19 protein-coding genes are annotated in these 19831 nt (G+C 69.7%); 10 read left to right on the plus strand and 9 right to left on the minus strand.

Annotation, left to right across the window (positions count from 1 at the left end):
- Positions 1-3 precede the first annotated feature (3 nt).
- Together FBY35_RS11445 and FBY35_RS11450 are read left to right on the plus strand one after the other, a co-directional pair.
- Positions 4-1053 carry an amidase gene (locus FBY35_RS11445; RefSeq protein ID WP_142213696.1) on the plus strand — a complete coding sequence of 350 codons (1050 nt, stop codon included), beginning with the start codon at positions 4-6 and terminating at the stop codon, positions 1051-1053.
- On the plus strand, positions 1050-1511 hold the full coding sequence (locus FBY35_RS11450; RefSeq protein WP_142213697.1) for a DUF3291 domain-containing protein: 462 nt from the start codon (positions 1050-1052) through the stop codon (positions 1509-1511). The genes FBY35_RS11445 and FBY35_RS11450 overlap by 4 nt, the downstream gene beginning before the upstream one ends.
- Before the next feature lie 340 nt (positions 1512-1851).
- Here FBY35_RS11450 and FBY35_RS11455 read toward each other — a convergent pair whose 3' ends face one another.
- Positions 1852-2562 carry a transferase gene (locus FBY35_RS11455; RefSeq protein WP_142213698.1) on the minus strand — a complete coding sequence of 237 codons (711 nt, stop codon included), beginning with the start codon at positions 2560-2562 and terminating at the stop codon, positions 1852-1854.
- An 88-nt stretch (positions 2563-2650) separates the two neighbouring features.
- Between FBY35_RS11455 and FBY35_RS11460 the strand changes: the two genes are divergently transcribed.
- Positions 2651-3532, plus strand: a complete 882-nt coding sequence (locus FBY35_RS11460; RefSeq protein WP_186356915.1) for a glycosyltransferase family 2 protein — start codon at positions 2651-2653, stop codon at positions 3530-3532.
- Here the strand turns inward: FBY35_RS11460 and FBY35_RS11465 are convergent.
- Positions 3529-4620 (minus strand): NAD(P)-dependent oxidoreductase, encoded by a 1092-nt coding sequence (locus FBY35_RS11465; protein WP_142213699.1) that lies wholly within the window; start codon positions 4618-4620, stop codon positions 3529-3531. The two genes, FBY35_RS11460 and FBY35_RS11465, sit on opposite strands and share 4 nt — an antisense overlap.
- Before the next feature lie 303 nt (positions 4621-4923).
- Here FBY35_RS11465 and FBY35_RS11470 point away from each other — a divergent pair, with 303 nt between their 5' ends.
- Positions 4924-5844 carry a tetratricopeptide repeat protein gene (locus FBY35_RS11470; protein WP_313904649.1) on the plus strand — a complete coding sequence of 307 codons (921 nt, stop codon included), beginning with the start codon at positions 4924-4926 and terminating at the stop codon, positions 5842-5844.
- A 401-nt stretch (positions 5845-6245) separates the two neighbouring features.
- On the opposite strand, the gene FBY35_RS11480 is transcribed toward FBY35_RS11470, so the two are convergent.
- Positions 6246-7352: a ferritin-like domain-containing protein gene (locus FBY35_RS11480; RefSeq protein WP_142213701.1), complete on the minus strand. Its 1107-nt coding sequence runs from the start codon at positions 7350-7352 to the stop codon at positions 6246-6248.
- Positions 7353-7482: 130 nt separating this feature from the next.
- Between FBY35_RS11480 and FBY35_RS11485 the strand changes: the two genes are divergently transcribed.
- Both FBY35_RS11485 and FBY35_RS11490 read left to right on the plus strand, forming a co-directional pair.
- Complete coding sequence (locus FBY35_RS11485) at positions 7483-8418, plus strand: diiron oxygenase (RefSeq protein WP_142213702.1); 936 nt, start codon at positions 7483-7485, stop codon at positions 8416-8418.
- Between the two features lie 26 nt (positions 8419-8444).
- Positions 8445-9173 carry a TetR/AcrR family transcriptional regulator gene (locus FBY35_RS11490; RefSeq protein WP_142213703.1) on the plus strand — a complete coding sequence of 243 codons (729 nt, stop codon included), beginning with the start codon at positions 8445-8447 and terminating at the stop codon, positions 9171-9173.
- Between the two features lie 125 nt (positions 9174-9298).
- On the opposite strand, the gene FBY35_RS11495 is transcribed toward FBY35_RS11490, so the two are convergent.
- On the minus strand, positions 9299-10375 hold the full coding sequence (locus FBY35_RS11495; RefSeq protein ID WP_142213704.1) for a mandelate racemase/muconate lactonizing enzyme family protein: 1077 nt from the start codon (positions 10373-10375) through the stop codon (positions 9299-9301).
- 42 nt (positions 10376-10417) lie between these two features.
- A complete protein-coding gene (locus tag FBY35_RS11500; RefSeq protein WP_142213705.1) occupies positions 10418-11647 on the minus strand; it encodes a helix-turn-helix domain-containing protein in 1230 nt (409 codons plus the stop codon).
- A 124-nt stretch (positions 11648-11771) separates the two neighbouring features.
- Between FBY35_RS11500 and FBY35_RS11505 the strand changes: the two genes are divergently transcribed.
- From FBY35_RS11505 to FBY35_RS11515, 3 genes are read left to right on the plus strand one after another with little or no spacing between them, the layout of a single operon-like run.
- A complete protein-coding gene (locus tag FBY35_RS11505; protein WP_260848584.1) occupies positions 11772-12896 on the plus strand; it encodes a DegT/DnrJ/EryC1/StrS aminotransferase family protein in 1125 nt (374 codons plus the stop codon).
- Positions 12893-13636: a hypothetical protein gene (locus tag FBY35_RS11510; protein ID WP_142213706.1), complete on the plus strand. Its 744-nt coding sequence runs from the start codon at positions 12893-12895 to the stop codon at positions 13634-13636. The genes FBY35_RS11505 and FBY35_RS11510 overlap by 4 nt, the downstream gene beginning before the upstream one ends.
- Complete coding sequence (locus tag FBY35_RS11515) at positions 13636-14397, plus strand: amidohydrolase family protein (RefSeq protein WP_142213707.1); 762 nt, start codon at positions 13636-13638, stop codon at positions 14395-14397. Before FBY35_RS11510 ends, FBY35_RS11515 begins: the two co-directional genes overlap by 1 nt.
- A 307-nt stretch (positions 14398-14704) precedes the next feature.
- Here the strand turns inward: FBY35_RS11515 and FBY35_RS11520 are convergent, their stop codons facing one another.
- The gene (locus tag FBY35_RS11520) at positions 14705-15688 is read right to left on the minus strand and encodes a dihydrodipicolinate synthase family protein (protein ID WP_142213708.1); all 984 of its coding nucleotides are present in this window, start codon (positions 15686-15688) and stop codon (positions 14705-14707) included.
- Between the two features lie 75 nt (positions 15689-15763).
- On the opposite strand from FBY35_RS11520, the gene FBY35_RS11525 reads away from it, so the two are divergent.
- Positions 15764-16747: an LLM class flavin-dependent oxidoreductase gene (locus tag FBY35_RS11525; protein ID WP_142213709.1), complete on the plus strand. Its 984-nt coding sequence runs from the start codon at positions 15764-15766 to the stop codon at positions 16745-16747.
- On the opposite strand, the gene FBY35_RS11530 is transcribed toward FBY35_RS11525, so the two are convergent.
- Genes FBY35_RS11530 through FBY35_RS11540 form a run of 3 tightly spaced genes read right to left on the minus strand, consistent with a single transcriptional unit; the run spans position 16737 to position 19776 of the window.
- The gene (locus FBY35_RS11530; RefSeq protein ID WP_142213710.1) at positions 16737-17543 is read right to left on the minus strand and encodes a carbohydrate ABC transporter permease; all 807 of its coding nucleotides are present in this window, start codon (positions 17541-17543) and stop codon (positions 16737-16739) included. The two genes, FBY35_RS11525 and FBY35_RS11530, sit on opposite strands and share 11 nt — an antisense overlap.
- Positions 17543-18517 (minus strand): carbohydrate ABC transporter permease, encoded by a 975-nt coding sequence (locus FBY35_RS11535; protein ID WP_260848585.1) that lies wholly within the window; start codon positions 18515-18517, stop codon positions 17543-17545. The genes FBY35_RS11530 and FBY35_RS11535 overlap by 1 nt, the downstream gene beginning before the upstream one ends.
- Positions 18514-19776: an ABC transporter substrate-binding protein gene (locus FBY35_RS11540; RefSeq protein WP_142213711.1), complete on the minus strand. Its 1263-nt coding sequence runs from the start codon at positions 19774-19776 to the stop codon at positions 18514-18516. Before FBY35_RS11540 ends, FBY35_RS11535 begins: the two co-directional genes overlap by 4 nt.
- Positions 19777-19831: the final 55 nt, after the last annotated feature.

Here is a 19831-nt window from a genome sequence, read left to right on the forward strand (position 1 = left end):
CGGATGGTGGTGGAACTGGCGCTGGAGCGGATCGGGCGGCTCGATCCCGGGCTGAGCGCGTTCGTCGAGGTCTGGCCCGAGCGGGCGCTCGCTCACCGCGTGGATCCTCAACTCCCCCTGGCCGGTGTGGCGTTCGCGGTGAAGGGGCCCTTGGGTATCCGCTCGTACGCGGCCCGGCGGCTGATCGCGGCGGGCGCGGTCGCGGTCGGCTCGACGGCGGTGCCCGGCCCCGGCACGTACTGGCAGACCTGGGGTCTCGGCGCCCATGGCCGCACACTCAACCCGTGGCGCGCGGACCGTACACCGGGCGGTTCGTCGGCGGGCTCGGCGGTGGCGGTCGCTGCGGGGATGGTGCCGCTGGCCACGGGAAGCGACGGGGCGGGTTCGATACGGATCCCGGCGGCATGGTGCGGGGTGTTCGGCCTGAAGACGACGAACGGACTGCTGCCGTCCCCGGACCGGACCGGCCTGGCGTCGGCGGGTGTGCTGACCCGCTCGGCGGCGGGCGCGCGGGCATATCTGGGGTGCGTCCTGGACGGCTACGAGACGGTCCGGGTGCCCCTGCCGCTCAGGGCTCGCTGGTCACCGGACCTGGGGTACGCCGAGACCGACCCGGAGGTGGAGTCGGTCGCCCGGTCTGCGGTGGACCGGCTGGTGGCGGCAGGTGTCGTACGCATCGAGGGACGGCCTTTCACCCTGCTCGACCCGAAGGACGCCTGGCAGTCGACCCGGCGCGGACGGCCCGCGGCCGCCGCGGAGGTGCGGGCGGAGAACGACCGGCGCCTGGCCGGACTCTTCGCGGACACCGACCTGCTCCTCACCCCCGCGACCCCGAACCGCCCGCATGGCCACGACGGCCCGGGCGAGCTCTACTCCACGGCCCTGACCTGGGCGTTCAACCTGAGCGGCCATCCGGCGGCCAGCATCCCGGCGGGCTTCACGAGCGACGGCTGCCCGGTCGGCCTGCAATTGGTGACGGCCCACGGCACGGACGTCTCGCTCCTCGAAATGGCGGTGGCGGCCGAGCGGCACGCGCTTATGGTGCGCCCATGACCAACGAACCGAAGCCCTACGAACTCGCCCAGGTGAACATAGCCCGACTCAAATTCCCGCTGGACTCCCCCGAGCTGAAGGACTTCGCCGACGGCCTCGGCCCGGTGAACGCGGTCGCGGACGCCGCGGACGGCTTCGTCTGGCGGCTCAAGAGCGAGAGCGGCAACGCGACCGACGTCCCCGTCTTCGGCGACGAGTGGCTGATCGTCAACATGTCCGTGTGGCGGGACACCGATGCGCTGACCGCGTTCATGTACCAGGGGCAGCACCGGGAGCTGCTGAGCCGCCGCTACGAGTGGTTCGAGCGGGTGCAGGAGGCGATGACCACCCTGTGGTGGGTGGACTCGGGCCACCGCCCGACGGTCGAAGAGGCGGAGAAGCGCCTGCTCCATCTCCGCGAACACGGCCCGACACCGGAGGCGTTCACCCTGCGGACGAGCTTCCCGCCGCCGGCCTAGCTTTGCTGGTGGTGTGGCGATGCCAAAGGGTCCCGGCACGATGTTCCGCATGACGCCAGCACACCCTTACGCCCTCTCTGCCTGACGGTACGAAGGGCAGCCTCAAGGCATTGAGGCGGCATTGAGGCCGCTGTTCGCAGCCGAGCGGAAACGGGCCAAGTCGCTGAGAAGCACGGCTTCGACGGCGACTTCCCTCCTGACGCGGAACTCAGCGAAGGACAAAAGTCCTCCGGGTGCCAGCGCTCCCCGCGTTTCGGCCGGATGCCCTCGGCGTCCAAGATGGCGGCAATCTCGCGGTAGGACAGCTGGTCACATGAGTCATGTTCTGTGGCACACCCGTTTAATCAGTGGGCTGGCCTGGTGGGAAGGCGCGACGGCGGCGGACGCTGGCTTCCATGGTGTGGGGGGCAGTAACGGTGCAGTCCTTGGGGATGGCGCGGATGGCGAGGGCGACGCCGCTGGTGATCTGGCAGCGGCGGCCGATAGCGACGCCGGGGCCGATGCTGATGTTGTTGCCGGTCTGGGTGTCGTCGCCAATGGCGGCCCCGAACTGGGGCGTTCCGCAGCGGTAGAGGCCGAGGCCGGTGCGGATGATGACCTCGCGGTCGGGCTTGCGCATGTCGGTGGTCATGTTGATGGCGGCCACGGTGACGCTCGCCGAGAGGTGGGCTCGGGCCCCGATGATCGTCCGGTTCACGCCGATCCGGTGCCCCAGGACGGCGCCCTCTCCCACGAATGCTGCGGTGACCTCGCAGTTGAAACCGACTTGGGCGCCACCGCACAGGACGCTGCCCTTGCGGACGGTGGTGAACTCGTGGACCTTGACGTCCGGGCCGATGATCACGTCGTCTCCGATGATCGCCGTGGGGTGGATGTATGCGCTCGGGTGGATGCGCTGATCTTCCCCGAGCAAGGTCAGGGCCTCGCGCTGGAGACCCAGCCACTGTGCCAGGAAGTCGGCCAGGCCGAACTTCTCCAGGCCTCCGTACACGGTTGTGGCGATGGCTCCCAAAGCAGGGGCGGTGACGTAGTCGCCGAGAGTGAGGTCCATGTGTGTGGGCCCTTCTGATGGGTGCGGCGGCAGGTTTTGGGCGGGGTACGCTCGCCGTTCACCTGATGCTGGCTGGAGGGAAGTGGTGATGGTCGTGACCCGGCCGCGTATGGGGATTGCCGTGCTGACCATGGGCGACCGGATGCCAGAGCTGCTGGCTCTGTTGGAGTCGGTGACCAAGCAGGACGAGGCCGCGGTCCGGGTTGTCGTGGTCGGCAACGGGACAGCCCTTGCTGGGCTGCCGGATGGCGTAACCGGGTTGGAACTGGAGGAGAACCTGGGGGTTTCCGGTGGCCGCAACGTCGCATGGCGATGGCTGCGCGAGTGCGGGGACGTGGACGTCCTTGTGGACTTGGACGACGACGGGTTGCTTATCGCGACGGACGTGTTCCGGCGAATCGCCGACCTTTACCAGGCGGAGGCGCGGCTTGGCATCGTGAGCTTCCGGATCGCGGACGAGACTGGTGCCACCCAGCGGCGTCACGTGCCCCGCCTGCGGGCCAAGGATCCTATGCGGCGGGGCCTGGTGACGACGTTCCTGGGCGGCGGTCACGCACTGTCGATGCCGATGCTGGAGCAGATCGGCGGCTGGCCGGACGCTTTTTTCTTCACGCACGAGGAGACCGATCTTGCCTGGCGGGCGATCGACCGTTGCTGGGACGTGCTGTACGAGCCGCAGCTCGTTCTCCAGCACCCGAAGACCTCGCCGGCCCGGCACGCGGTCTACTACCGGATGACGGCCCGGAATCGGGTGTGGCTTGCCAAGCGGCATCTGCCCGCCCTTCTCCTGCCCGTCTACCTGGGTGTGTGGGTGGTGCTGACAGTGGCCCGTACGAGATCCCTGGCGGGGCTGCGAGCCTGGTTCGGTGGCCTCGCTGAGGGCATCCGGACCAGCGGAGGCCCTCGGCGTCCCATCAGGTGGCGGACGGTGTGGCGGATGTCCCGGCTGGGTCGGCCGCCGGTCGTCTAGACAGCCGTGGTCTCTCTCAGCCAGCCGGGAGCGGCGGCCGGGGTGTTCCTGAGCCACTTGACGTAGCGGGCAACCCCTTTGGCGACAGTGACTTTCGGCTTCCAGCCCAGGACGTTTTCCATCCGGCGGGTGGCCGCGTATCCGCCGAGGGGGTCACCGGCCGGAAGCGGGGTGTCGAGGAGGGCGGTGTTCGGGTAGTGCTCGCGGATCAGTTCCGCGACCTGCCGCACGCTGGTCGGGACGCCGGTCCCGATGTTCACGGTCTCGGTGTGGGCCCGCGGGCTGACCAGTGCGCGCAGGGTGCCCTCCGCGATGTCGTCCACGTGCACCATGTCCCGCACCTGCCGGCCGCCCCCGTTGAGGTGCAGGGGAAGGCCCAGGTGAGCGCGGGCGGCGAACCAGGCGACGACCCAGGAGTGCGAGTTCGGCTTGATCGTCTGCGGCTCGCCGTAGACGGAGAAGTACCGAACGATCGCGTGCGAGGTGCCGACCTGGCTGAGGATGAGAGCGGTCTGCTCCTCGCCCCACGCTTTGGTGTTCCCGTAGACCGACACCGGCCGCTTACGGGTGAACTCGTGGAACTGCGGTGGGATGTGGCCGTGGACGGACTCCAGCAACTGCCGCATGGTCAGCAGTTCTGGGCTGTCGGTCTCCTCCGGGTTGCCGTCGCCGTAGACGCTCGCGGAGGAAACGAAGACCATGCGCCGAATGTGGTCCGTGGCGGCAACAGCGTCCAGGACGGTCTGAGTACCGACGATGTTGGTGTCGATCGCGGCCAGCGGTTCGCGGGTGCATGCGGCGACGTCCGCGAGGGCGGCGGCGTGGATCACATAGTCCGAGTCGGATACGAGCTTACGGACCAGCGTCGCGTCCCGGATGTCTCCCAGGACCACATCCGGGCCCGACGCGTGGACTCCGAACAGGTCGGTGTACACGTGATCCGGGTAGGCGCTCATGGTGCACAGGGCGACAGGACGGGCCCCCAGTTCCCGGAGCTGGGTGATGATCCGGGAGCCGATGAGCCCCGCGCCCCCGGTCACCAGCACGGTGCTGCCGGCCAGGGCGGTTAGGTCTGAGGGGTGGTGCACGACGCCTCCAGAAGCTGGTTCGGTGGAACTCGGCCCGGGTCCATGGACGCTGTCGAAGCGCGTCCCCGGGCGGGTGAGGATCAGTCAACGGGCTGTAACCGCCGGGGAGGAGGGGCCATGCTGTAGGTCTCTGTAGGCCCGCGTAGGTCAAGGGGGAAGCGGTGCAGACGGCGACTATCACGGACCTGATCCGGGCAGCGTGCGAAGAGCGCGACCGCCGGGCTCGCCCTGTCGGCGCTGAACCTCCCGGATGCGGACGCCATTACCCGCCGGGTGACCTCCGCGCCATCCAGCGCCATCCGCGTGGGGAAAGGTGAGGTCGCGGCCATCCGCCAGATGACCCGCACGCTCGGAGACACCGCCGCCGAGTTCGGCGGAGCCCACGCCCGCCAGCTGGCAGTTCAGTACCTGACGGGCAACGTCGGACCTTGGCTCGAAGGCAGGTACACCGAAGCAACCGGCCGGGAACTCTTCGCCGCCACGTCTCAACTAGTTCATCTGTGCGGTTGGATGGTGCAGGACGAAGGAAACGACGAGCAACTTCAAGGACTCGCCCAGCGGTACTACGCCCACGCCTTCGCCCTCGCGGAAGAAGCCGAAGACGCCGAGCTGGCCGCGACCGCCCTGCGGGGCATGGCAATGCAGGCGATCGACCTCGGACGGCGAGGCCGGGCGGTCGCGCTGCGGCTGTCGGAGAAGTGCGTTGAGTACGCGGACGGCCTGGACGAGCCCAAGGCGGTGGCCTACTACCAGACGACTCTGGCCGACGCGGCAGCCCAGGATGGCGACCGTGGGCTAGCCAGAGAAGCGCTGGCACGGTCGCAGAGCGCCATCGAAAAGGCCACGGCCGCTCCCGGCGAGTCCTGGGCCTCCCACTTCTCCACCGGTCGGTGGGCCCACCACACCGGCATGATCCTCGCCCGCCTCGGAAACCTCGAGAGCGCCCGCGAGCACCTCCACCATGCCCTCGACATCCACGGTCTCGACCGGCGGCGGTCTCGCGCAATCGTCTTGGGCGATCTCGGAAACGTGCACCTTCGCCAAGGTGATCTGGACGGGTCTCTGGCCACGTGGGGCGAGTTCATCGACTGTGCCGAGGGCGTCCAATCCGTGAAGATCAGCGACGCCCTGACCGATATGCGCGTCCGGCTGTCCCGCCACAGCAAGGCCCCAGGGGTCAGCGAGCTGGACGGCCGGGCGGCCGTTCTCCTGGGCGACGCGTGAACGGGGACACCGGGGTCCGCAGATTGTTGGACTCGCGCACAGATCACGATGTACGGGAGGGCCGTGGTCTCATGGCGAACGGACGGGACAACCGGCTCGCGATCGGCGACATGCTCTTGTCCGTCGCCCCAAGCGAGCAGGATGCAGTTCTGAATTGGAGGTTGGGGGTCCCCCCGCCGAAGGCAGGGGGAGAGCCCACCCGGAGTGTCGGCGACTGACGACAACGCAGCGAGCGGGCGTGCCAGACGTCACCCGGCAGACGGGACTCTGACGACACGCCCAGCGTAGGAGGCTACTGAAGATCTTGCCCTGGCCGCCCGACTTGCCTCGGATTGCCGGTAAATGTCAATCGACATGAACTGGTGCAAGCCGGGCGCGATTTCAAGATCTTCAGCACGCTTCTAGTCCTGCGCGCCCTGCGCCATCGCCTCCTCGACCTCCGCGACCCGGGCCTGCTCCTCCGCGGCGAAGCGTTCGCGGTCGAGCTGTTCCGCGATCTCCTCGTCCTGCGACATCAGGAGGTCGAGGCTGGCGTCACCCAGCTCGAAGACGCCCATGTCCACATAGGCCTGCTGCAGGCGCTCGCCCCACAGCCCGATGTCCTTGACGCAGGGAACGATCCGGCTGAACAGCAGCTTCCGGAACAGCTGCAGGTATTCCGACTGCTCGGAGAGCTCGGCCGCCTCCTGCTTGGGGATGCCGAAGTTCTCCAGCACCTCCACCCCGCTGAGCCGGTCGCGCATCAGATAGCAGCCCTCGATCACGAACTCCTCGCGCTCGCGCAGCTCCGCGTCACCGAGCTCCTTGTAGTAGTCGCGCAGCGCCATCCGCCCGAACGCGACATGGCGGGCCTCGTCCTGCATGACGTACGCCAGGATCTGCTTCGGCAGCGGCTTGTCGGTGGTGTCCCGCAGCAGGCCGAACGCCGCCAGCGCGAGTCCTTCGATGAGCACCTGCATGCCCAGATACGGCATGTCCCAGCGCGAGTCGCGCAGGGTGTCGCCGAGCAGTCCCCGCAGGTTGTCGTTGACCGGGTAGAGCATCCCGATCTTCTCGTGCAGGAACCGACCGTAGATCTCGGCGTGCCGGGCCTCGTCCATGGTCTGGGTCGCGGAGTAGAACTTCGCGTCGAGATCGGGGACCGACTCGACGATCCGCGCGGCGCACACCATCGCGCCCTGCTCGCCGTGCAGGAACTGGCTGAACTGCCAGGAGGTGTAGTGCTTGCGCAGCTCACCCTTGTCCTTCTCGGTCATCTTGGCCCAGTGGCGGGAGCCGTAGAGGGTGAGCGCCTCGTCGGGGGTGCCGAGAGGGTTGTACGGATCGACCTCCAGGTCCCAGTCGATGCGCTTGGCACCGTCCCACTGCTTGTCCTTGCCCTTCTGATAGAGGGCGAGGAGCCTGTCGCGGCCGTCCTCGTACTCCCAGCTGAAACGGGCGGCGCCGGAGGCCGGAACCTGCCAGTGGAGGGTTTCGGGGGCGTTCGTGTAGCGGTCGTACGTCGACACCGGCGACTCCTTCGCCTCATATCCCGCATGCCGAGGGGCACTTGGCAGGCTCACACGTTGGTAGACGAAGAGTCAACAAGTCGTACGCAAGGGATTGACGGGCTTACTGACGGGGAGTCTTATAAGACTCATGACGACAGTGCCCCAACAGGACATCCGGCTGCTCCGCGACGCCCTCGGCCCGCTTCGCGACCGCGAGCAGGTCGCCGCGCGCCTGCTCGAGTCCTCCGCGAAGCACTCCTTCGACCCCGACAAGGAACTCGACTGGGACGCCCCGGCCGAGGAGGGCAAGTGGTTCTGGCCGCCGGAGCTGCTCTCCCTCTACGACACCCCGCTGTGGCACTCGATGTCCGAGAAGCAGCGCTTCGACCTGGCACGGCACGAGTCCGCGGCGCTCGCCTCGCTCGGCATCTGGTTCGAGATCATCCTGATGCAACTGCTGGTGCGGCACATCTACGACAAGCCCGTGACCAGCAATCACGTGCGGTACGCGCTCACCGAGATCGCCGACGAGTGCCGGCACTCGATGATGTTCGCCAGGATGATCCAGAAGGGTGCGACTCCCGCGTATCCCCCACCGCGGATCTACCACAATCTGGGGCGCGTCCTGAAGACGATCTCAACCACGCCCGGTTCCTTCGCGGCGACGCTGCTCGGCGAGGAGATCCTCGACTGGATGCAGCGGCTGACCTTCCCCGACGAGCGCGTCCAGCCCCTGGTGCGCGGGGTGACCCGAATCCATGTGGTGGAGGAGGCGCGCCATGTCCGGTACGCCCGCGAGGAGCTGCGCCGCCAGATGGTGACCGCGCCGCGCTGGGAGCAGGAGCTCACCCGGCTCAGCTGCGGGGAGGCGGCACGGGTCTTCTCCATCTGCTTCGTGAATCCGCAGGTGTACACGAACGTCGGCCTCGACCGGCGCGAGGCGGTCGCCCAGGTCAGGGCGAGCGGACACCGGCGGGAGGTGATGCAGTCGGGCGCGAAGCGGCTGACGGACTTCCTGGACGACATCGGCGTCCTTCGGGGACCGGGGCGACGGCTGTGGAAGAGCTCAGGACTCCTCGCCTGATCCCGCACAGGGCCTACGCTGCGAGCATGACCAGTCCCGCTCCAGCGACCCGCGCCTACCGGCGGCTCAGCGTCGAGGAACGCCGCAGACAGCTTCTCGCGGCAGCGCTCACGCTCTTCGCGCACCAGCCGCCGGACGAGATATCCCTCGACGACGTGGCCGAGGCGGCGGGTGTCTCCCGGCCCCTCGTCTACCGCTACTTCCCAGGCGGCAAGCAGCAGTTGTACGAAACGGCCCTGCGGTCCGCCGCCGACCAGCTGGAACTGTGCTTCACCGAGCCGCCCACGGGGCCGCCGACCGAGCGGGTCGCCCGGGTGCTGGACCGCTATCTCGTCTTCGTCGACGAGCACGACGCCGGGTTCAGCGCGCTGCTGCGGGGCGGAAGCGTGGCGGAGACGTCCCGTACGACCGCGATCGTCGACGAGGTGCGGCGGGCCGCGGCCGAACAGATCCTCGTCCACATCGGCGCGGACGGGCCGGGACCACGGCTGCGGATGATGGTGCGCACGTGGATCGCGGCGGTCGAGGCGGCGTCGCTGATCTGGCTCGACGAAGGGAAGCAGCCTCCTGCGGACGAGCTGCGCGACTGGCTGCTGGACCACCTCATCGCGCTGCTCGCGGCGACGGCGGCGACGGATCCGCAGACGGCACAGGCGCTCGCGGACCTGGTGGCGCTGGAGACGGAGTCGGGGGCGGTGGCGAGGCTCGCGAGGCGGGTCGGGGTGGTTGTGGGCGAAGCGGGAGGTTCGCGGTAGCGGGCGGGTGCGCCCGCGGCGGACAAATGTGCGGCCAGGCCGCACATTTCAGCCGCCGCCGGACCGTAGGGGAAGGGTGGGCCGAGGAACAGCCCCTGCCGCAGCCGGCTCCGCACACCCCGACGTCACAGGTCGTGCCCCAGCCCCGGCCCCACCGGAACCTCCACCCACCCCGTGTCCACCGCCCCCGCAAACGCGCTCCGCGCCAACGGCTCCGACTCCACCAGCAGCGGGCCCACCAGATCCGCCGGCACCGTCGCATGCGGAAGTGCCGCCGCCAGATGCGCCGCGGCCAGGGACGCGACGCCCAGTTCCGGCATCGTGCCGATCTTCACCGCGAGGCCCGCGGACTCCGCGACCGCGGCGACCTGCCGGGCCCGGTGGAGCCCGCCGACCTTGAGGATCTTGATGTTGAGGACATCCGCGGCGCCACGGCGGACGATCTCCAGCGCGTCGTGCGGCGACTGCATGCTCTCGTCGGCCATCACCCGCACCCCTCCCCCGCCGCGCAGCGCCGCCATACCGGTCAAGTCCCAGCGCGGCAGCGGTTGTTCGACCAGATCGAGGCCGGCGTCGGCGAGCCGTGCCACGGTCCTGGCAGCCGTACCGGGGTCGTAGCCCTCGTTGGCGTCGAGGCAGAGTTCCACGGAGTCGGGCACGGACTCGCGTACGGACCGGACCAGCCCCACATCCAGATCCGGGTCCTCGCCGCCCTTGACCTTGATGTGGGTGAAGCCCTTCGCCGCGTACGCGGTCGCCTCCTGCGCCATCTCCTCGACGGTGCCCAGACCGACGACCCAGGTGGTGGGGACGCGCGGGCGGACGCAGCCGCCGAGCAGCAGGTGGACGGGCCAGCCCGCCGCCCGCGCCGCGAGGTCGTGCAGGGCGATGTCCAGCGCCGCCTTGGCGAGATGCTGGCCGCGGATTGCGGCGTCCATCGCGGCGTGCGCTCCGGCCAGATCGCGGGGGTCGCGGCCGACGAGCGCGGGGGCCGCGTGTTCGGTGAGGGCGGCCTGGAGACCGGCCAGGGTCTCTCCGGTGTAGGCGGTCATGGGGGACGCCTCGCCGAAGCCGGACTCGCCCTCCGCGGTGCGTACTTCGACGACCAGGCTGATCAGTTCGGGGCTGGTTCCGCTGCTGATGACGAAGGGGCGCCGGTAGGGCGCCCTGACGACGCGCGTGTGGACCGAGGCGATCTTCAAGCACGGCTCCTTCAAGTTACGGCCCGGACCGTAAGGGCGGGCTCAGAGGCGTACGCGGTAGACGATGGGCGGGCGGCCGGTCCGGCCCTCCTGCCGGCTGCCCGTCGGCACGGCCACCCCCGCCCGCTCCAGGCGCTTGAGGATCCGGCGGGCCGTGCGCTGCTGGACGTCGAGGTGTTCGGCGACGCGGTGCGCGGTGATGCCCTCGTCCGCCTCCTGCGCGGCCAGTTCGCGCAGCCGGTCGAGTGTGGTGGCGTTCAGTCCGACGCGGCGGGCGAGCGTGACCGTGCTCTCCGGGCTCGGGACCGTCGCCCCGGAGGACCGTTCCGCATCGATAACGATGTCGACGTCGCCGGTCATCGAGACGACCCCGGCGACCGGTCCCACCGAGCGGGCCCGGTTGACGGCGCGCCTGGCGAGCGATTCCGCCTCCGCTGCGGTGCGGCCGAGTCCGAAGCCGACGTGTGCGGCGCCGTGCCGGGCGGCGAGGTCGTCCAGGAAGGGCAGCCGGGTGAACTGCTCGCTGACCTCCTCCAGGACTCCGCGGGTGGTGACGACCAGCCGCTCCCCGCGGGGCAGGTCGGCAAGGCTGCCGCCCAGCACCCGCAGATCGGAGGCCAGTTCGCGGTCGGCGGCCGGGAGGTCGACGATGCCGAGGGCGACCTGGGCGTCTCCGCTGTGCGCGCCCGCGGTGGCGAGGACAAGAGCCTGCAGCGTGGACCGTATGGAATGCCGGGAGGGTGCCAGACGTACGGCGTGCATCTCGTGGTCGAGCAGGTGGAAGGCCGAGCCGAGACAGGTCAGGGCGACCCTGGTCTGTTTCTTGTCGCGGGCGGTGAGGTGGAACTCCGCCAGGTCCTGCGAGGTCAGCCCGGCCCGGTAGGGCAGTACATGCACATGCTCGGTGGGCAGCTTGGCCTCGGTGAGCGTCTCCATGACTTCGCTGCGGCGCAGTGTGTCGATGGAGATCCGGGAGACGTCGTGGCCCAGCCGGAGCAGTTCGACGAGCGCGCGCAGCAGGGTCGCGCCGTTGTACGGGACGTACATGGCCGGCCGGTCCAGCAGACCGGCGGCCGTCGCGAGGGTGTGCGGCACGACGCCGGTGAACAGCAGCGCGTCCATGTCGGCCTGCGCCCGCGCGACCACGTCGAGGGTCTCGTCCTCGTGGCGGTACGGGAGCGGCACAAGACGGTCGGCCCCGGACGAGCCGCCGACCGCGACGACTTTGGGCACAAGGTCCTCGGGACCGATCACGCCGACCGTGAGTGCCATCGGCCGGTCTCCGTTCTTCTGGAGTGGTTCTGCGGTACTTCTGGACGGGGTTGACGCCCGGCAACCGCGGTTCTAATTTCGGCCCAGGCCATAACCGCATGCTTGCGGAGAGGATAGTGCCCCGATGCCCGAACGGGAAATGCCGCTGCCCACAGTTCTGGACGCCTGCGGCCGCACCTTCGGCGAGGAGGAACGGGCAGCGGTTCTGCGCGTGCTGGACTCGACCGTCCTGTGCAGCGCTTTCGGCAGTGAGGCACGCTCCCTCGAAGCCGAGATGAGCGGGATGTACTCCCGGGCGCAGACGGTCGCCTGCAGTTCGGGGACGGCCGCGCTGCATCTGGCGGTCGCTGCGGCCGGGGTCGGCCCGGGCGACGAGGTCGTCACCACACCGATCTCGGACTTCGGCACGGTCGCGCCCGTACTGGCGCAGGGGGCACGTGTGGTGTTCGCCGACGTACGCGCCGAGGACGGCAATCTCGACCCCGACGCGGTCGAGGCCGCCGTCACGCCGCGCACCAAGGCCGTCATCGCCGTGCATCTCTTCGGCGGCGCGGCGGACATCGACGCCCTGCGCGCGGTGTGCGACCGGCACGGACTCTTACTGATCGAGGACTGCGCGCAGGCCTGGCTAGGCGAGGACTCCGGGGGCCGGCTGCTCGGCACGGTGGGCGACATCGCCTGCTTCAGCCTTCAGCAGTACAAGCACATCACCGCCGGTGACGGCGGCCTCGCGCTCACCGACGACCCGGCACTCGCCCGCCGTATGCGGCTGTTCATGGACAAGGGCTGGGACCGCACCGAGGGCCGCATCCACCGGGAGCCCGGCCTCAACTACCGGATGCCCGAGCTCGTCGCGGCGGTCGCCCGCGCCCAGCTCACCAAGGTCGCCGAGGTCGTACGCCTGCGGCGGGAGCGGGCGGAGCAGCTGGCCGCGGCGATCGCCGGGATCCCGGGCGTCGAGATGCCCGCGCATCGCAAGGGGCACGCCTGGTGGGTGGTGCCGCTCCTGGTCGACGACAACGCCCGCTGGGCCAAGAAGCTCCGGGCCGCCGGGATTCCGGCCCTGCCCGGCTATCTGGAGCGCCCGCTGTACGCCAACCCGGCACTGCCCGGATATCCACCCGGCCTGTGTCCCCGCGCGGAGCGGCTGATCGACCGTACGCTGCTGGTGCTCCAGTGGAACGAGGGGTACTCGGAGGACGACGTGGACCGGATCGCCCGTGCCCTGGCCGACGGGGAAACTCGATGAGCGCGTACGAGTGGCTGCGTCCGTCCGCCAAGGAGTTCATCGGCTGGGACGTGGATGTTCTGTACGGGCCGTGGCCGCGCCACCACCGCGACATCGGGCTTGCGGAGGTCCGCGCGCGCCTGGGCCGTTCGCCCGTCGCCTCGGCGCTGGCCCTGTCGACCCGCGGCCCTCTCTACGACGACGGCGAGGGCAACGCCGAGACGGTGCGCGACCTCGCCGACTGCCCGGAGCTGCTTCCGGTCGGCACCATCGACGTACGGGACGCGCTGACCGCGCAGGACCGGCTGGACGAACTGGCCGTGGCCAAAGTGCGGTTCCTGCGGCTTTTCACGACCGAGCAGATGGCCGAGCCCGGCTTTCCCGGCTACCGCCGGGTCGTCTCGCTCGCCCTGGAACGCGGCCTGACACTCCTGCACGACGGCGACCCACGCCGCTTCGGTCCGCCCCTCATGGGCCTCGGCGCCGATGTGCTCTTCCTCGACCTGCACGCCTATCTGCTGGCCGACTTCCTGCTGATGGCCCGCGAGGAACCCGGATTCCGGGCCACCACCCGGATGCTGTCGGGACCCGACTCCATCGAGCGCGTGGTGGAGACGGTCGGCCCACGCCATCTCGTGTTCGGCTCGCGCACCCCGTTCATGGACATCTCGCCGCAGACACTGCGGCTGCGGTACGCGGACATCACGGACGACGACCGCGCGGCGATCGCCACGAAGAACGTCGAGGAGCTGCTGGCCTGATGCCGATCATCGATGTGCACGCCCATGTGGGCCGCTGGCAGTTCCACCTCACCGCCGGCGACGCGGAGAGCAACCTGCGGCAGATGGACCGCTACGGCATCGACCTGCAGTTCGTCTCCGCGTCGGAGGCGGTCGTGTACGACGCGGTCGGCGGCAACGCGGCACTGGGCAAGGTGCTCGCGCAGCAGCCACGGCTGTACGGATACGCCGTGGTGAACCCCAACCGGCCCGAGGAGAGCGCGGCGGATCTGCGGCGGTGCCTGGACACGGGGCGGTTCGTCGGAGCGAAGATCCACACGCACTATCCGGGGCAGCTGCCCGGGACGCGGGCGATGGCGGAGGCGTTCGACGTGGTCGCGGAGGCGGGCGTGCCGCTGCTGCTGCACACCTGGGGCGAGGAGGTCACCCTCCTCCCGGAGCTCCTGGCGTCCCGCCCGGGCCTGCGCGTCATCATGGGCCACGCGGGCGGCGACGCGTGGCGCGAGGCGGCACACGCGGCGGCGTCCTGCGACCGCCTGTACCTGGAGCACTGCCGCACGGCGACGGACGCGGGCCGCATCGCGTACGCGAGGGAGGCGGGGGTCCCGGTGGAACGCCTGCTCTTCGGCACGGACGCGACGCTGATCGACCCTTGTGTCGCGCTGGGGGTGGTGCGGGACGCGGGGTTCTCAGCGGAGGAGTTGGAAGCGGTGCTGTGGGGGAACGCGGTGGGGCTGTTCGGGTTGCCTGCGGCGCCTTCCCCCGACCTTCCGCGCCTCTGAATTCCCCGTCCCGGCGTTCGAGGACCGCCGACGACCCAGGCCCTGTCCGGCCGATCTTGCCGGGCTCGCGTGCCCTGGCGCGCTCCCCCACAGCCTTCGGCGTGGGAGGGGCCCCCACCCCCGCAGCCCTTCGGGCACGGGCGGTGCGCCCACGCTGCGTTGCGTCAGTCGCCTACGCTCCGCGTGGGCTCTCCCCCTGCCTTCGGCGGGGCCCCCATCCTCCGCCTTGCATCTGCACGCACCGCGGTGACATCAGCCGCTCCGCGGCGGGCCGCTCACTGATCCGGCCTGATCGACCGGACAGGACCTAGTCGTTCTCCTTGGCCAACTCCTCGAGACACGCCACAACCGCCTCCCGCTCCCGCACCGGCAGTTGCGGTCCGTACGGATCATGCGCCGCGTCTTGTGGGATCAGCCCCTCCCACACCGCCGCCCACAGCATCCGCTGCACATACCCCTCGATCGGCTCGCGGAACGTCACCTCCGCGAACCGGTCCAGCCGGCCCGACGCCCGCAGAAACCCGGCGTGGTCACCCGACCTCCAGGCGTCGAGCACCGCGCTCGTCAACGACACCCTCGCCGCCGCGATGCCCACCAGCGCCGAATCCGCTCCCCACATCAGGGACGGGCCGAACATCCGGTCCTCGCCGGAGACGGCGAGCTTCCCGCTCGGCTGCGCCGCGCGGATCGCGTCCTGGCAGGCCATCGCGCGGTCCAGCGTGGCGAGTTTGACCCCGGCGGCCGACGGCAGGGCGAGCAGCCGGCGGATGAGGTCGGGCGGGTAGGGGTAACCGCCCGCCTCGCCGTGGAGGAAGAAGCCGAGCACCGGCAGCCCGCTCTCGTCGGCGACCCGCTCGTGGAGCCGTACCGCCTCGGACTGCCCGGCCGGCCGGGAGGCGAACTGCGCCAGCGGATAGACCATGACCGCGTCCGCACCCAGGTCGGCCGCCTGGACCGCCATGGCGACGGTGGCGCTCCAGGCTTCCCGCAGGTTGACCGCGCGGGTCGATCGTGGCACTCCCGCACCTGCCACGATCGGCCCTGGGACCGCCTCCCGCCAGATGCGCAGCACCTGGAGGCGGTCGGCCTCGGTGAGATGGAGCCCGCGGCCGGTGTGCGCCCAGACGGCCACGCCGCCGATCGGCTCTGCCGCGATCCGCTCCGCGTACCCGCGCAGTGCGCCGAAGTCCACCACCCCGCGGGAGTCGCACGGTGTGGCCACCGCGGGCAGTACGGTGCCGCGCAGCCGCCGCACCAGGTCCTCCGTCGCGGAGGTGGGCGTCGCGGACATGGGCGATCTCTCCCGTCTGTCGCGGTCGTTGGCGACACGCTAGCCTTTACGGCCCGGACCGTAAAGGAGCCTCCCATGCGTCTCGGCCTGTACGTCAATCTCTACGCGGACGCGGCAGACCGGCCGCGGCTGGCCGACACCGTGGAGCAGGTGCGGCTGGCCGAGCAGGCCGGATTCGACTGGGTGGTGCTGGGCGAGCGGCATCTGCACCGGCCCGGCTATCACGAGGCGCTCACCTCATTGGCGTATCTCGCCGCGCACACCGAGCGGATCGGCCTCGCGACGGCCGGGCTGATCGCGCCGGTCTACCAGCCGGTGTGGCTGGCCGAGACGCTCGCGCACATCGATGTGCTGTCGGGCGGGCGGCTCACGGCCGGTTTCGTACTGGGCTACCGGCCGGAGGAGTTCACGCTGTTCGGCACCCTGCCGCGCGAGCGCGTGTCCCGTTTCGAGGAGTGTCTGGAGCTGGTCACCCGGCTGTGGACCGAGGACAAGGTCACCCACGACGGCCGCTGGACCTCGGTGGAGGACGCGTTCGTCTCGCCACGCCCGGTGCAGTCCCCGCGGCCGCGGATCTGGAACGGCGGCCGGGTCTCCGCGGCCCTGGAGCGTACGGCCCGGATGTGCGACGGCTGGACCACGTCCTTCAACGAGCTCGACTCCGAACTGCCCGGAAAGATCGAGGAGTACCGCTCCTTCCCACGCGGCGCGGCGAGTCTGGGCACCGAGGTCGTCGTCTGCCGCGAGGGCTACGCCGCCGCCACCTCGCAGCGTGCCCGGGCCGCTCTGGAGGCCCCGCTGCGCGGTCTGTACGACGCCTACGGCGACTGGAAGCGCACCTCGGCCGACGCGGCCCGCTACGCCCAGCAGTGGGACGACATCGAGGCCCGCTCGGTGATCGGCTCGGTCGACGGGTGCGCCGAGCGGCTGGCGGCATACGGCGAGATGGGCGCCGACGGCGTGGTGCTGCGCATCCAGCCGCCGGGCATGCCGCAGGCGGACGCCCTGAGCGCCATCGAGACATTCGGCACCGATGTGCTGCCCCGGCTCAGGACTTGAGGCCGCTGGTGGCGATCGAGTCGGTCAGGTAGCGCTGCAGCAGCCCGAAGACGAGCAGACAGGGCACCACGGTGATGGTCGCCCCGGCCATGATCTGGTTGATCGCCACGTCCTCGCCCGCGAGGGTGGCGAGGCCGACGGTGAGCGTGCGCATCTGCGAGGACTGGCCGATGACGAGCGGCCACAGGAAGTCGTTCCAGTGCCAGAGAAAGACGAAGACACCCAAGGTGGCGAGGACCGGCCGGATCAGCGGGATGACAATGGTGGTGTAGATACGCCACTCGGAGGCACCGTCGATCTTCGCGGCCTCGAAGAGCTCGTCGGGCAGCTGGTACATGAACTGCCGCATCAGGAACACGGCCTGGGAGTTCGCCAGGGTGGGCACGATCAGGCCCCAGTAGGTGTCGACGCCGCCCATTTTCGAAACCAGGATGTAGTACGGGATCAGGGTCGCCTGGAAGGGCACCATCAAGGTCGCCAGGAAGGCCCAGAAGAGCACCTCGCGCCCGGGAAACCGCTTCTTGGCGAAGGCGTAACCGGCCATCGACGAGAACAGCAGGATGAGCACGACCGACACGAGCGAGTAGATCAGCGAGTTGAGCGCCCAGCGCGTGATGTCCGCGCTCTGAAGGACGTCGGAGAAGTTCTGCCAGGTCGCCCGGGTGATGTCGAAGGCCCCGGGCAGCGTCTGGCCACCGGGCGGTGCGAAGGCGACCAGCACCATGACCACGAAGGGTGTGACGGTCACGAAAGCGACGAGGATCAGCAGGACGGGCAGTCTCAGCCGGCCTCCCATCAGTCCACCTCTCTGCCGATGAGCCGGCGCTGGATGAGCGAGAAGACCAGGACGACGAGGAAGAGCATCAGGCCGACCGCGCTGGCGTAGCCGAAGTCGAAGTACTTGAAGCCGGAGTCGTAGAGGAAGTAGACGAGCGAATAGCTGGCCCTGACGGGTCCGCCGGCCGTCATCACATACATCGCGTCGAAGACCTGGAAGGCCTGGATGGCCTCGATGACGAGGACGAAGAAGAGCACGGGCCTCAGCATCGGCAGGGTCACATGACGGAAGCGCTGCCAGGCGCTCGCGCCGTCGACGGTGGCCGCCTCGTTGACCTCGCGCGGGATGGACTGCAGTCCCGCGAGAAGGATCAGCATGGTGTAGCCGAAGCCCTTCCAGGCGGAGGTGGCCGCGATGGAGGGCAGGACCAGCGACTCATCGCCGAGGAAGTCGACCGGGCCGAGGGAGAGTGCGCCGAGTGCGGCGTTCAGCAGCCCGTCGTCGACCTCGTAGATCCACTTCCAGATGACGGCAGCCAGCACGATGCTGGTGACGTACGGCAGGAAGAAGACACCGCGGAAGAAGCCCTTCAGCCAGATGGTGCGATGCAGCAGCACGGCAGTACCGAGAGCGAGCAGCACCGTCATCGGGACGTAGAGCGCGGTGTAGAAGGCGGTGACGCCCAGGCTCTCCCAGAACAGGTCGTCGCCGAACAGCCGTGTGTAGTTCTGGGCCCCGATGAACTGCCACTCGCCACTCAGCCGGTAGTCGGTGGCCGAGAGGAAGGCCGCGCCCAGCGTCGGTCCGAAGCGGAAGACGATGAACAGCACCAGCATCGGGGCAACGAACGCGAGGCCCACCAGGGCCTCGCGCCGCCGCCCCTGGCGGCCGCCCGGCCGGCGCCCGGTAGTCTCGTGCGTCGCCGGCTTGCGCGTGGCGGCCCCGTCGGTCAGAGCCTCGGTGGCCGCCTCGCTCATTGCGGCGTCGCTCAACGCTGTCGCGCCAGCAGGTCGTCGGCCGCCTTGGCCGCGTCGTCCAGCGCTTCCTTGGGACTCTTCTTGCCCAGCAGCGCCGCCTGGATCTCCGGTGCGAGCAGGCCCATCAGCTGGCGTGCGGCGGGATTGGGCTCACCGGGACTGACGTCGGCCAGGGCGGCCTGGTACTGCTTCGCGTACGGAGACGCGTTCGGCACACTGACGTCCGTACGAGGCGAGAAGTAACCGCTCGCCTTGCCGAGGGACTTGATCTGCTCCGGGGCGGTCATGAAGGCCAGGAACTTCTCCGCGCCCGCCGTGTTCTTGGACTTGGCGTTGACGCTGAGCGCGCCGGGGATGCCGAAGGCGACCTCCCGGGCGGGGCCCTTGAGCGGCGCGCCGATGACGACGTTCTCGGGGCCCCAGGTCTTGGCGGCCAGTTCGGCGTCGGCGAGGACGGTGGAGAAGCCCATGGCTGCCTGCTGCTTGCCCAGTGCCTGGTCGGCGAGCAGGTTGGTGTTCGTCATCGACGACTTGGGGACCGAGCCCGCCTTGTAGAGGTCGGTGAGGAAGGTGAGCGCCTCGACGCCCTCGGGGCTGTTGAAGGCGACCTTCTTGCCGTCCTTGGCGAAGACGGTGCCGCCGGCCTGCCACAGCAGCGGATAGAAGTTGAGGTTCAGCGAGGCCTCGTTGCTGGCGGAGTAGTCGAGGAGGGCCACGCCCTTCTGCTTGAGCTTGGGGGCTGCGGCCTTGATCTCGTCCCAGGTGGCGGGCGGTGTGCCGATGCCGGCCTGGGTCAGCAGCTTCTTGTTGTAGATGGTGGTCGTGATGGTCTGGTAGATCGGCGCGCCGTAGATCTTGCCGTCCTGCTTCATCGCGTCCATCGTCGCGGGCAGAAACTTTCCGGCGCTCTCCTTGAGCGCCCCGTCCACCGGCTTGATGGCGCCGTTGGCGGAGAACTGGGGAATCTGGTCCGGCGTCAGCAAAACGACGTCCGGGCCCTTTCCGCCGCCGAACGCGGTGGCGATCTTCTGGTCGCGGTTGTCCCACGGCTGCTGCTCGATGGTGAGAGAGGTGCCGGGTGCCGCCTTCTCGAAGGCCTTCTCGATGCCGTCCCAGTAGGCCGCACTGGCCTTGGGGTCGGCGATCACCGGATACATCCAGACGGTGACCTTCTTCGAGTCCGAGCCGCTGTCGCCGTCACCGCAGGCAGAGAGCGAGGCGGCGAGCATGAACAGTGCGAGAGGTGCGGTGGCGCGCTTGAAGCCTGTCTTCATGGGGGCCTCCGGAAGGCCTGACGAGAAGGGAGCACGGAGCGCGGCTGTTTCGGCC

It is taken from the genome of Streptomyces sp. SLBN-118, assembly GCF_006715635.1.
Taxonomy (GTDB): domain Bacteria; phylum Actinomycetota; class Actinomycetes; order Streptomycetales; family Streptomycetaceae; genus Streptomyces.

Bases quoted from the DNA above. Each gene is read 5' to 3' on its own strand.
- FBY35_RS11490 (WP_142213703.1), top strand. From the start codon at position 8,445: ATGACCAGTCCCGCTCCAGCGACCCGCGCCTACCGGCGGCTCAGCGTC.
- FBY35_RS11515 (WP_142213707.1), top strand. From the start codon at position 13,636: ATGCCGATCATCGATGTGCACGCCCATGTGGGCCGCTGGCAGTTCCAC.
- FBY35_RS11460 (WP_186356915.1), top strand. From the start codon at position 2,651: ATGGTCGTGACCCGGCCGCGTATGGGGATTGCCGTGCTGACCATGGGC.
- FBY35_RS11525 (WP_142213709.1), top strand. From the start codon at position 15,764: ATGCGTCTCGGCCTGTACGTCAATCTCTACGCGGACGCGGCAGACCGG.
- FBY35_RS11485 (WP_142213702.1), top strand. From the start codon at position 7,483: ATGACGACAGTGCCCCAACAGGACATCCGGCTGCTCCGCGACGCCCTC.
- FBY35_RS11510 (WP_142213706.1), top strand. From the start codon at position 12,893: ATGAGCGCGTACGAGTGGCTGCGTCCGTCCGCCAAGGAGTTCATCGGC.
- FBY35_RS11450 (WP_142213697.1), top strand. From the start codon at position 1,050: ATGACCAACGAACCGAAGCCCTACGAACTCGCCCAGGTGAACATAGCC.
- FBY35_RS11455 (WP_142213698.1), bottom strand. From the start codon at position 2,562: ATGGACCTCACTCTCGGCGACTACGTCACCGCCCCTGCTTTGGGAGCC.
- FBY35_RS11505 (WP_260848584.1), top strand. From the start codon at position 11,772: ATGCCCGAACGGGAAATGCCGCTGCCCACAGTTCTGGACGCCTGCGGC.
- FBY35_RS11520 (WP_142213708.1), bottom strand. From the start codon at position 15,688: ATGTCCGCGACGCCCACCTCCGCGACGGAGGACCTGGTGCGGCGGCTG.
- FBY35_RS11500 (WP_142213705.1), bottom strand. From the start codon at position 11,647: ATGGCACTCACGGTCGGCGTGATCGGTCCCGAGGACCTTGTGCCCAAA.
- FBY35_RS11540 (WP_142213711.1), bottom strand. From the start codon at position 19,776: ATGAAGACAGGCTTCAAGCGCGCCACCGCACCTCTCGCACTGTTCATG.
- FBY35_RS11445 (WP_142213696.1), top strand. From the start codon at position 4: ATGGTGGTGGAACTGGCGCTGGAGCGGATCGGGCGGCTCGATCCCGGG.
- FBY35_RS11530 (WP_142213710.1), bottom strand. From the start codon at position 17,543: ATGGGAGGCCGGCTGAGACTGCCCGTCCTGCTGATCCTCGTCGCTTTC.